The sequence below is a fragment of the Streptococcus sp. 121 genome (assembly GCF_016458205.1).
In the GTDB taxonomy this organism is placed as follows: domain Bacteria; phylum Bacillota; class Bacilli; order Lactobacillales; family Streptococcaceae; genus Streptococcus.
This window is the reverse complement of the sequence record NZ_JAEMED010000003.1, coordinates 15,191-29,259: the sequence shown is the minus strand read 5'-3', so window position 1 is coordinate 29,259 and position 14,069 is coordinate 15,191. Positions and strand designations below refer to the sequence as shown.

The following is a 14,069-nucleotide window of genomic DNA, read 5'->3' as shown; positions in this document are numbered from 1 at the left end:
AATGAGGATAGGATTGTGACAAACAAGATTCGGGTGCGTTATGCACCAAGTCCAACAGGACTTTTGCATATTGGAAATGCGCGGACAGCGCTCTTTAACTACTTATTTGCTCGCCACCATGGCGGTGATTTTGTGATCCGAATTGAGGATACCGACCGCAAGCGCCATGTGGAAGACGGGGAGCGTTCACAGTTGGAAAACTTAGCCTGGTTGGGTATGGATTGGGATGAAAGTCCGGTAAATCCGGGTGACTTTGGTCCTTACCGCCAGTCAGAACGGTTGGAAATTTACCAAACCTACATCGATCAATTGTTAGAAGCTGGTTTGGCATATAAGTCTTATGTAACAGAGGAAGAATTGGCCGCAGAACGAGAACGCCAAGAAGCAGCTGGTGAAACACCTCGTTATATCAATGAATTCTTAGGGATGACTGAAGACGAGAAAGCGACTTATATTGCTGAGCGGAGAGCAGCTGGTATCCAGCCAACCGTTCGTTTAGCCGTAAAAGAAGACCATATCTACAAGTGGGTAGACATGGTTAAGGGTGAGATTGAGTTTGAAGGGGGAAACATTGGTGGTGACTGGGTTATCCAGAAACGCGACGGCTACCCAACTTATAACTTTGCGGTGGTTGTTGATGACCACTTGATGGAGATTTCACACGTTATCCGTGGCGATGACCACATTGCGAACACGCCAAAACAATTGATGGTCTACGAAGCCCTAGGTTGGGAAGCGCCAAGTTTTGGCCACATGACCTTGATCATCAACAGTGAAACTGGCAAGAAACTTTCTAAACGGGACACCAATACTCTTCAATTTATTGAAGAGTATCGCAAAAAAGGGTATTTGCCAGAAGCCGTCTTTAACTTTATCGCTCTTCTTGGCTGGAACCCAGGTGGGGAGGAAGAAATCTTTAGTCAGGCAGAATTAGTGAACTTGTTTGATGAAGCCCGTCTCAGCAAGTCCCCTGCAGCCTTTGATCAGAAGAAGCTGGACTGGATGAGTAATGAATACTTCAAGAAGGCTAACTTGGAAACTGTTTTAGCTTTGACCAAACCATTCTTAGAGGAAGCTGGTCGTTGGACGGATAAGGCTGCGGAGATGGTTTCCCTTTACCAACCGCAATTGACTGCGGCAGAGGACATTGTGCCTCTGACAGATCTCTTCTTTGGTGACTTCCCAACGCTTACGGAGGAAGCAGCTGAGGTATTAGCAGGTGAGACTGTTCCTCTTGTTTTGTCAACCTTCCGTCAGAAACTAGCGGATTTGTCTGAGGAAGATTTCCAAGTAGACCAGATTGCTCCGTTGATCAAGGAAGTTCAAAAAGAAACAGGTGTTAAAGGGAAAAATCTCTTTATGCCAATTCGTGTGGCGGTGTCTGGTGAGATGCATGGCCCAGATTTGCCAAATACCATTTTCCTTTTGGGGAAAGATAAGTCCTCGAAGCATATAGAAGCTGCCTTGAATAGGTTGTGATATCCCCTTTTAGCTTATCTTTTGTTACTTTGTTAGCTCGTCTTGCTGTACTTATGTACTTATTTGAAACTTTCTTCGAAAGTGTTTCAGCAAGCTCAAAATCTCCCCTAGAGATTTTGAGCTGTCTACGACTCGCTGCCTTGTACTAAAAGTAAACTAAAAGACTACACTAGTTTTTTTCTAGTTATTGATAGAGATTGGATGAATGATTCCAGTCTCTTTTTTTTGGACAGTTTGTCTAAAAAATCAGACCAAACAACTAAACCAAAATATTGGTGGTTTTTTTTTTTTTTTTTATTAAACACCCTTTAACTAATATAACCAATTATCCGGTTAAAGAGATTGTGAAGGGTAAACCTTGTTATATAGGGTATTTTTGTAATATAAATCACAAAAATAGCGCCTCGAATTCCTTTACAATAATGCTATGAAATGTTATCATAATACAGCCTATAGTATTCGTAATCTTGGTTTCGTGTGCTAGGTTAATAATAAAAAAGGAGAATGAAAGACGACATGAAGAAACACATGTTTGATCGATCAGTCCAGAGGTTTTCCATTCGGAAATATTCTTTTGGTGCTGCGTCTGTCTTGCTTGGAACAATGCTCTTTACTGGGCAGAATGTACAAGCAGAGGAAACGGCCACCTCTGAGTCTGATGAAAGCAACAGCTCGGCTTCGACTGGTTCATCTTCGGATGTCTCTTTGGAAGCTGCTTCAGACACGTCTACTTACAATGCAGAACCTGCTGTAGTAACAAGTGACGCAACAGTAGTAAGGTCTGCAAGTTCCGAAATGTCTACTGCTTCAGCTGAAGCTTCTACGTCAAGTTCTTCGTCATCTTCAGAAGAGGCAACTACAGTAGCTGAAAATACGGCTACTGCTGCTGAAACGAAGTCTGATGAAGAAAAAAAAGCAGAATCAGCAACAGGAAGCAAGGAGACTGACGTAGCTCGTCCACAGGCAATGATGAACAGTGCCTTCCGAGCTGCAACTGCTCCAACAACAGCAACAACTGTTACAAATTGGGACCAATTTGTGGCTGCTCTATCCAACGCTAGCGTTACAGATATCAAGGTACAAGGACAAATTTTTGCTCCGAACACTGTGAATGGTATCACCAATGGTAATGGTTCATCTGAAGCGACAAATGCGAAGACAAAAGCTGTTGACCGGACTTTGTCCCTAGCAATTGCGAATCGTGCTATAAATATCTATGGTGATGGTGCCAATAGTGCGATTGATTTCCGTTCATACTCTATTAAACCAACTTCAAGTGCTGTCGGAGATATCCTCTTTAGTAACTTGAATGTTTATTCTGCCAACTCAAATGGTCCAATTGATCTTAGTCAAAACCGTTCATCAACGGTGACCTTTGAAGATGTAAAGAGTGAAGGTGTTCTCTTTGGTGCTGGTCCACAAACGACTGTGGTCATCAAGGGAAATACAACGTCTAGCCTGTCAGACAGCTATACTTCTTTAGCTGGTGGAACTCAGTATGTTCAAATGAATACTGCATGGCAGGGAGAAAGAGCAAACTACACCGATCAAAATGGTCGGAACAATCGCCGTCCAGCCAATATCCACGATGTTCGTGCAGTGGTTGTTGATGAAGATGCTACATTTACAGTAAATCGTACCGCTTCAGGTGACGCGATTAGTCTTCCAAACAGCGCAACTGTTGAAGTGAAGGATAAGGGTAGTTTGACCATCAACATGAATCAGTCAAACGATACTTCAGCTAAATCTCGCTACCATGATGCTGCTATCTACATGCCATTGACCGGTACTGTGAAGACGGGTGAAGCCTCAACCTTAAACATTAACTCGTCCATTGGTCAAGCGATTTCGATCGGTGTTAAACGTCCAGGTGGAAATGAGACGGATGCGGATCGCTATGGTGGTTACGGTGCTGGAAATACAAGTAAATTAGCCAACTCTTCTGCAACCATCTCTATTGGTAAAGAAGGTAAGGCAACCTTTACAGGTCGTGATTCCATTATTACAGGTCACAATGCTACTTTTACAACTGGCCAACAATCGAATGTTGTTTTCAACAATACTGGTCGTGGTGTAGCTATGGATCTTGGGGATGACTCCCACATTGTTTTTGGAAAGCATTCGTATAATAGCTTTACATCCGATGGCAAGGCTCCCTATAATGGAAATGGAGCGCCGTCTGGTTCCTATGATGGTTATAACTACATCGGTGTTAATAATGCTGGTACCATCACTGTTGATGACTATGCGAAGTTTATCGTCGTAGCGAAAAACCGAAACGGAAGTCGAAATATCGGAAATGATTACGATGACCTGATTTCCCTCGATTCACGTGAGGGTTCTGCAACACAACCACTCTTCAATGTGAAGCAGGGTACAGTGGTAGATATCCGGGATGATAATAGAAACCACTATGCTGAGTTGATTTCGGTTCCTCTTGGAGCAACTAAAAATGTTGTTTTCCGTGTTGATACGCCGCTTTACTTCAGCTTGCAGCGCTATACGACACCTCTTGGAAATCAAATTGAAGATCCAAACGGGAAACTACCGAACTCAACCCCTCAAGGATTTAATCCTCCGACAGCTGGTACACCTAACCTGATTTATGGAAATGTCCCAGGGACCAAGATGGAATTTGTCTTGGATTCAGCTGTGAATGCAGAGACCTATACCGTTTACGCTCGGAATGAAGGAACTCACAAAGCTCCACTTCAAACAGATGCACAGAAGCAAAATGGTGTCTGGATTGATGTCAAACAAGGGGATGTTGATATCCAAGGTTTTGGTGGACCAACTGACATTACAGGTTCCAGTCCATCTATTCCATTGGCGAATTCAAGAGGCGGTATACGACCTGTTGAACCAGAAAGTAGCCAAGATCGTTCCTATGATATTGACTTAACCACGCAAAACTCACACAGCGTTTGGGTTGCAAACGGTACGAAGATCAATCCGCTTGCGAAACACACAAACACGATTGAGTATTATGTGAAGAAGGCTGACGGTTCTGTTGTGCCAATTTCTGAAGTTTTTGCCAACGAGGCGAACTCTGTAACAGAGACTTCTGATTGGGAACGGAATATGAACCTCCGTTTGGATACGGAAGTCTTGAAGCAACGTTTTGCAAATACCACCATTACTGGGGGAGACGTTTTCCTTCAGGAGTACAATAAGATTCCTTACTCAGCTACTTCCGATTCCGGCTGGAAAACGACAACAGATAGTCAAACGAAAGATCCTTATTCAACAGTCAATAAGAGTTTGGCAGGCTATGTTGCAACCATTACAGAATCTAATGTACCTAACTTGCAATCTCTTGTGAATCAACGTGGTCAAGGGGAAAGCGTTCATGCGGTCTTGACTAAAGATGGATTTGAAGAGAAGATTCTGACCAAAGATGCAAGCGGTCGTGATGTGGTTAGCGATACCTTCTGGTCAAATATGACCAACACAGGGGTTCCAGAAAACTGGGTAACTAAAGTTGTCTTTGAAATGACGGACACCGCCAAGGTTGTTTATCGGAACGTAGCCAATGCTGCTAACCCGATTGTACTGTCTGAGTCAGAAAACCTTGCTGGAAGTGCTGGTGAGACAATTCCTTACACAGCAGATCAAGTTCTTGCGCAATTGAATGCCTACAAGAAGCAAGGTTATGAATTGGTGGTTGATGGATATACAGGCTATACTTATAACGAAACAACTAAGCAATTCGAGCGTAATGGCGCAGCTCTACCAACGTTTGATGGAGAAAACGGGCAACAAGTCTTTAATGTCGACTTGAAACCTCGGATTATTCCGATCACACCTGAGAATCCAGTGGATCCAAATAATCCAGTAGATCCAACGGATCCAAATACACCAAATTATCCAACACCGGATAATGAAGAAGTTAAGAAATTAACAGAAGAAGTCAAACGTACCATTAAGTATGTAGATCAGTCTGGTAATCCTCTTGCTTCTGATGTAGAGGATACGCTTAAGTTCCGCCGTGAAGGAACCATTAACTTGGTGACTGGTGAGACTACTTTAGGTGATTGGACGCCTGAAAATGGAACTAGTTTTGCTGATAAGCCTTCTCCTGTGGTTAAAGGTTACATTCTTGTAGACCCTAATCAGAAAGAAGAAGGGGCACATGATGGAATTAATGCGACAGATAATGATATCGTTGATAATGTTGTCTATAAACCAATCTCTCGTTACGTTCCTGAATTCCCAGATGGTTCTACACCAACGAACCCATGGACAGAGGTTCCGTATGTAAATGATCCGACAGATCCAAGCAAGATTGTTCCACCAACGGATGAAACACAAATTATCCCTTATGTGGAAAACTTTGTGCCAACAAATCCTGCAGATGGACAACCATTGCAACCTGTAGATCCAACAGATCCTAAGAAGGGTTACATTCCACCTGCACCAACAGATCCAGGTGTGGAAACTAAGATTCCTTACAAGTCTCTTGCAGACAAGGCTAAGATCATCTACCGTGTTGTGAACGCAGCAGGAAATGCAGTTGTAAATCCTAACATTGCAGAATCTGCTGAAATTCCAGGTAATGCGGGTGAGGCAATTACGTACTCTACAACGGAAGACTTGAAAGCACTCTACCTCAAAGGGTATACACTTTCAACCAATTCAAGCGTGGATGTAGATCGTCATTACCGCGCTGGTTTAACCTTCAACGGACAAGATGATGTGGATACTTACTATGTCGATGTCACAGCAATTATTATCCCTGTAACACCAACAACTCCGGTAACTCCTGATCAACCAGTGGATCCAGATAAAGTTCCGGAACTTCCTAAGAATCCAGATCCAACAGATCCAACTACGCCAAATTATCCAGATCCAACAGATCCAGCTATTCAGACCTTGACAGAAGAAGTCAAACGGACGATTCAATATGTTGATGAATCTGGAAAAGTACTTTCGACTGATGTTGTTGATACTTTGACCTTCGAACGTACCGGTACTATTAACTTGGCTACAGGTGAAACAACCCTTAATGAATGGGTTGCTAAGGATGGAAACAGCTTTAGCAATGTTGCTTCTCCAGTTATCCCAGGCTACATCTTGAAAGATGCTAATCAGAAAGAAGAAGGGGAACACACAGGCATTAACGCTACTGATCCAGATATTACAGATCGCGTTGTTTATGTTCCAATTGCCAAGTACGTTCCATCCTTCCCAGATGTTCCAGATGAGGATAAACCAAATAACCCATGGAGTGAGGTACCGTATAAGGAAGATCCAACCGATCCAACCAAGTTGGTACCACCAACAGACCCAACTCAGGTGATTCCTTACATCCCTGAATTTGAGCCTACAATTCCACTTCAACCAGTTGATCCAAATGATCCAACTAAAGGCTACATTCCTCCTTCACCAACCGATCCAACTCAAGTAACTGAGATTCCATATGCACGGATTGATGCTGCTGTCATTATCTACCAATACGTAGAGCAAGATGGACGCACTGTTATTCGTGAATTGGAACGTTCAGATGAGTTCAAAGGTAAGAAGGGCGAAATCATCGGTCCAAATGGAACAGGTTATGCAACCGCTGAAACTATCGCCAAGTACAAGAAACTCGGCTATGAACTTGTCAATGACGGATTCCCACGTGGGGCAACCTTCGACGGAACCAAGGGTACAGATACTTACTATGTAACCTTGAAAGCCAAATTGACTCCGGTTACACCTGAAAAACCAGTTGATCCAAATAACCCAGTTGATCCGAACGATCCGGATTCACCAAATTATCCAGATCCAACGGACCCAGATTCGAAAGATCCAAGCAAGATGTTGAAAGATGTTACCCGTACCATCCAATATCTCGAGCAAGGTACAGAAGCTGTCCTTAGCGGAGAAGTTTCTGATACAGTAAGCTTCCGTCGTGAAGGTGTTGTCAACCTTGTAACTGGTGAAGTTGTTTGGAACGAAGAAGGCTGGCAACCAGCAACTGCTGAGTTTACCAACCGGACATCTCCAGCAATTCCAGGCTACCACTTGGTAGATACATCACAATCTCAATTCGGAGCTCACACTGGTATTACCAATGCAAGCGAGAATATTGTTGATAAAGTCTACTATGCGAAGAACCCAGATCCAGAGAAGATCGCTGTTCAAATCGTTTACCGTGAGGTGACAGCTGACGGAGCAACCGTCGTTAAACAATTGGAAGCTTCCGGTCAATTGACTGGTAACCAGGGTGAGGCTGTTCCTTATACCCAAGATCAAGTGTCAACCATCGTGGCTAAATACCATGCGCAAGGTTACCAACTTGTAAACAACGGTTACCCAACTGGAGCAACCTTCAGTGGTGAGCCAGGTACAGTGACAAACTACTTTGTTGACTTGACTCCAATCATCATTCCAATTACTCCGGAAAATCCTATTGAACCTGAAAAACCAGTTGATCCTAAGACACCTGGTTACCCAGATCCTGAAGATCCAAATCCTCCTGTTTACCCAACTCCAGACAAAGAAGAAGCTCTGAAGTTGACAGAGGAAGTGAAGCGGACTATCCGATACGTGGACCAAGATGGGAATGCGGTAGCTGCTGAAGTTGTGGATACACTCAACTTCCGTCGTGAGGGAACCATCAACTTGGTAACAGGTGCAACAACCCTTGGCGATTGGACTGCTACTCCTGGAAACAGCTTTGAGAATAAGACTTCCCCTGTCGTAACAGGATATGTCCTTGTCAATGCTGATCAGAAAGAAGCTGGAGCTCATACGAATGTTGGTGCAACAGATGAAGATTATCTCGATATCGTTGTCTACAAACCAATTTCTCGATATGTTCCGAAATTCCCTGATGGTTCTACCCCAACTAATCCTTGGACAGAAGTTCCTTACGTGAACGATCCAACTGATCCAAGCAAGATTGTTCCGCCTACGGATGAAACTCAACGGATTCCTTTCGTTGAAGGCTTTGTTCCAACAAACCCAACGGATGGATCTCCATTGCAACCAGTGGATCCAACTGATCCAAGTAAGGGTTACATCCCACCTGCACCAACTGATCCAGGTGTGGAAACCACAATCCCATATATTGAACAAGATAAACCAGTTGATCCAGATGCCAAAGACGATCGTGCACAGGTAATCTACCGTGTCGTATCTGCTGATGGAACCACCATCGTAAATGAACAGATTGCAACATCTGGAATCATTAACGGTAAAGAAGGTGCCCGCATTACTTACTCTACAACGGAGACCTTGAAAGACTTGTACCTCAAAGGTTACACCCTTTCAACCAACTCTACTGTTGCAGGGGCGAAATACCGTGAAGGTTTGACCTTCAACGGTCAAGATGATATTGACACCTACTACGTTGATGTGACCGCGATTATTATCCCAGTTACTCCAGAAAAACCAGTTGATCCAAACAAACCGGTTGATCCAGATACACCTGATCTACCTAAGAACCCAGATCCAACGGATCCAACGACTCCAAACTATCCAACCCCTGATAAAACAGATATCTTGCGTTTGGAAGATGAAGTCTTGCGGACAGTTCGTTACTACATCCGTGGTAAAGATGGTCAATTGACTGAAATGACGCCTGAACAGGCAGCTATGAAGTCTGATACTCTCCGCTTCCGTCGTGAAGGAACCATCAACCTAGCAACTGGTGAAACCACCCTACAAAACTGGGTAGCTCTTGACGGATCTGCCTTTGGTTCTTACACATCGCCATCTGTAGCAGGCTACATCTTGGAAAATGCAGCGCAAATCCAAGCTGGAGCTCATAACGGTATCGGTGCAGATTCTGAGGATATCCACGACCAAGTTATCTACGTACCAGTTGGTAACTATGTGCCTAAGTTCCCAGAAGGTTCAACACCAACAGATCCATGGTCAGAAGTACCATATACAACAGATCCTACCAACCCAGCTACAATTGTTCCTCCAACTGATCCACAACAACCTGCAATTCCTTATGTTCCAGGTTTGACACCAGTTGATCCGGAAACAAATGAGCCGTTGAAACCAGTTGATCCTGAGAATCCTGGTAAAGGTTATGTTCCGCCAGTTCCAACTTCTCCAACTACAGATACGGAGATTCCTTATGTGAAGAAACCAGATTCTGAAGTGAAAGAAGATCAAGCACGCATTATCTATCGTGAAGTGAACGAAGCTGGTGAGATTATCAACCCATCACTCCGTGATTCAGGACTTATCGTTGGTAAAGAAGGAGAGGAAATCAAGTACTCAACAGCAGCAACTCTGAAAGAGCTTTACCTTCAAGGCTATACTCTTGTGAAAGATGGATTTGCAGCTGGTACGAAGTATGATGGACAAGATGGAGTAGACACTTACTATGTAGATGTCAAAGCCATTGTGATCCCGGTAACTCCAGAAACGCCGGTAACACCTGATAAACCAGTTGATCCAGACAAAGTTCCGGAACTTCCTAAGAATCCAGATCCAACAGATCCAACAACACCAAACTACCCGGATCCAGAAAAACCGAAGGATCCTAATGTAGAGCCAAGCACAGACATCTTCAAACTTGAGGAAGAAGTGGTACGTACCGTTCGTTACTATGTACGTGGTACAGACGGACAATTGACTGAATTGCCAGCAAATCTTGTTGAGATGAAGTCAGATACACTTCGTTTCCGTCGTCAAGGAACGATCAACTTGGCAACTGGAGCAACGACTCTCCAAAACTGGGTAGCTGTAGATGGTTCAGCATTTGGAGCTTACACATCACCTTCAATCCCTGGTTACATCTTGGAAAACGCTTCTCAACTTCAGGCTGGTGCCCATAATGGTATCTCTGCTGATTCTGAGGATATTCATGATCAAGTTATCTACGTACCAGTTGGTAAATATGTTCCAGAATTCCCTCCAGGCGTAACTCCAACTAATCCATGGACTGAAGTTCCGTATGTCACTGATCCAAATAAACCAACAGACATTGTTCCACCAACAGACCCAAGTCAACCGGCAATTCCATATGTGCCAGGCTTGATCCCAGTTGATCCAGGAACCAATGAACCATTGAAACCAGTGGATCCACAAGATCCAAACAAGGGTTATGTCCCTCCGGTTCCGACAACACCAACAACAGATACGAAGATTCCATACATCAAGAATGCTGTGGAAGACAAAGCTCAAATCATTTACCGTCTTGTAGATGAAGCGGGTAATGTTGTTAATGCGGAATTGGCTAAGTCAGATATTATCAATGGTGAAGAAGGTCAAGAAATTCAGTACTCAACAGCAGCTACTTTGAAAGAGCTTTACCTCAAAGGCTACACTCTTGTGAAAGATGGCTTTGTTCCAGGTACTAAATTCGACGGTCAAGATGGTATTGATACCTTCTACGTTGATGTGAAGGCCATTGTTATCCCGGTAACTCCAGAAAAACCAGTTACACCAAATAAACCGGTTGATCCAGAGACACCAGAATTGCCTAAGAATCCAGATCCAACTGATCCAACAACACCAAACTACCCAGATCCAGAAAAACCAACGGATCCTAGCGTAGAGCCAAGCACAGATATCTTCAAATTGGAAGAAGAAGTTGTTCGTACCGTTCGTTACTACATCCGTGGTAAAGATGGTAGCTTGACTGAAATGACGCCTGAACAGGCAGCCATGAAGTCAGATACACTTCGCTTCCGTCGTGAAGGTACCATCAACTTGGCAACAGGTGCAACTACCCTCCAAAACTGGGTGGCTGTAGATGGTTCAGCATTTGGTTCTTACACATCCCCATCTGTTCCAGGATACATCTTGGAAAATGCGGCTCAACTTCAAGCCGGAGCTCATAATGGAATCACTGCAACATCAGCAGATATCCATGATCAAGTTATCTACGTTCCAGTTGGTAACTATGTTCCAGAGTTTCCTCCAGGCGTAACTCCAACTAACCCTTGGACAGAAGTACCGTATGTAACAGATCCAACGAATCCTGGAAGCATTGTTCCTCCTACTGATCCACAACAACCTGCCATTCCATATGTACCAGGTTTGACACCAGTAGATCCAGGAACCAATGAACCATTGAAACCAGTGGATCCACAAGATCCAAGCAAGGGTTACATCCCTCCAGTTCCAACAACTCCTACAGATGATACGAAGATTCCATATGTACGCAACATGTCTTCTGCACAAGTTGTTTACCGTGTCGTAGGCCAAGATGGAACAACTGTTGTTCGTGAGCTTGAGACATCAGCAGTTCTCGAAGGAGCAATCGATGATCTCATCAATTACTCAACAGCAGACACTATTACGAAATACAAACGCCTTGGTTATGCACTTGTGAAAGATGGTTTTGTATCAGGTACTCGCTTCACTCAAGATAGCGCAGTTTACTACGTTGACTTGAAAGAATTGATCATTCCTGTAACACCTGAAAAACCACAAGAGCCAAACAAACCAACAGATCCAACAGATCCAGATTCACCAGTCTACCCTCCAATTGAAAACCCTGATATTGTGAAGTTGACTGAGGAAGTAAATCGTGACGTTAAATACTATGTTCGCGATGCGAATGGAAACCTTACGAAGATTCCAGAAATGGAAATTGCAACTAAGGAAGACACTCTCCGCTTCCGTCGTGAAGGAACTGTTAACCTTGTAACAGGCGAAAACACTCTTGGTGAGTGGGTTGCTCTAGACGGCACATCCTTCCAAGATTATGCATCTCCAGTTTATAAAGGTCATATCCTTGCTAATGCTGCAGATGCAATGAAGGGTGCTCACACAGGAATCACCGCTACATCAGCTGACATCCACGATGAAGTTGTGTATGTGAAACTTGCTAACTATATCCCAGATTTCCCTGCGGATCTACCAGAGAAACCATGGACAGAGGTGCCATACACCAACGATCCAACAGATCCAGGTAAGATTGTTCCTCCAACAGATCCAGCTCAACCAAACATTCCTTATGTACCAGGATTTGAACCGCAAATTCCATTGCAGCCAGTTGATCCAAATGACCCAACTAAGGGTTATATCCCTCCTGTTCCAGAGGATCCAACTAAACCAACTGTAATTCCTTACGCACGTATCGATAAAGCACAAATTATCTACCGCGAAGTGAAACAAGATGGCACAACAGTTGTCCGTGAACTTGAGAGCTCAGCTGTTATGGAAGGTACTTCATCACAAGTTATTAACTACTCTACTGCTGACACAATTGTGAAGTATGTGAAACTTGGTTACGAACTTGTGAGAGATGGCTTCGTTTCAGGCACACACTTCGATGGTCAAGATGGCGTTGATGTTTACTACGTAGACCTCAAAGCGAAGATCATCCCTGTAACACCTGAAAAACCTGTAAATCCTAACAAGCCAGTTGATCCAACAGATCCAAATACACCAAATTACCCAGATCCAGATAAGGAAGACATCCTTAAATTGACTGAGGAAGTTAACCGTGAGGTTCGTTACTATGTACGTGCAGAAGATGGAAGCTTGAAAGAGATTCCAGCATCTGAAGTACCAATGCATCGTGACACTCTCCGCTTCCGTCGTGAGGGAACCATCAATCTGGTAACTGGTGAAACGACACTTGGTGATTGGGTAGCACAAGACGGCACTTCATTCGAAAGCTACAAGACTCCAGTTTATAAAGGCTTCATCCTTGTAGATCCATCACAAGTTGAGGCGGGAGCACACACAGGAATTACAGCTGATTCAGCAGATATCCTAGATCAAGTTATTTACGCTCCAATCTCTAACTATGTCCCAGAGTTCCCTCCAGGTGTAACTCCGGACAAACCATGGACTGAAGTACCATATACCAACGATCCAACAGATCCAGGTAAACTTGTTCCACCAACGGATCCAAGTCAACCAGCTATTCCACACGTTCCTGGTTTGGTACCAGTTGATCCAGATACAAGAGAACCATTGAAACCAGTTGATCCAAACGATCCAACTAAGGGTTATATTCCTCCTGTACCAAAAGATCCAACTAAACCAACTCCAATCCCTTATGTTGAGGTTCCAAAACCTGAGCCTAAGCCAGAACCTAAGCCAGAACCAAAACCTGAGCCTAAACCAGAGCCTAAGCCAGAACCGAAACCGGAACCTAAACCAGAACCTGTAACTCCAGTTCAACCTGAAGCACCAGCGGAAGCACTTCCTGAAACTGGTACTGAAGATGCAGCTGGCGCAACAGCTCTCGGAATTCTAGGTCTTCTTGCAGGATTTGGAATTGTCGGACGTCGTCGCAAAGACGAAGAATAGTCGGTAGGTACATACTAGATAAGAGTATCAACATGTATGAGTAAGAGGGAGATCACCCTTGTATGAATGAAATTTGGTTTCCCTACCCCTCCTTTTGGAGGGGTTTTTTGCGGTTCAAGAATTGTAATTCTCATTGGATTTCAAAATCTGATGCTCATTCCATTTCAAAACTGAATGTGTTAATCCTCCTCGCCGAACCCCTTTGATTGCGTGCCTTGCACGCTTTAGCGATAATATTCAACAGGTCTCCCAGACCTGTTGAACTACCATCATCGGCTATCCTCGTCATTTTTTGAAATTCCGTGAGTATTCTGATTTTGAAATTAGTTCAGTATAAATTTCCCAAGGAAAAAGGTAGAGAAAGCAATGGA

Annotated in this window: 2 protein-coding genes; both read left to right on the top strand. The window is 43.8% G+C overall.

Translation table 11 applies throughout. The features are described 5' to 3' along the window. Positions 1-15: 15 nt before the first annotated feature. On the top strand, positions 16-1,479 hold the full coding sequence (gene gltX / locus JEQ21_RS00885) for a glutamate--tRNA ligase (protein ID WP_199363580.1): 1,464 nt from the start codon (positions 16-18) through the stop codon (positions 1,477-1,479). A 504-nt stretch (positions 1,480-1,983) separates the two neighbouring features. Continuing rightward, positions 1,984-13,698, top strand: a complete 11,715-nt coding sequence (locus JEQ21_RS00880) for a mucin-binding protein (protein WP_199363579.1) — start codon at positions 1,984-1,986, stop codon at positions 13,696-13,698. Positions 13,699-14,069 lie beyond the last annotated feature (371 nt).

Excerpts from the sequence above, each read along its gene's own strand:
- JEQ21_RS00880 (WP_199363579.1), top strand. The coding sequence starts at position 1,984 with ATGAAAGACGACATGAAGAAACACATGTTTGATCGATCAGTCCAGAGG.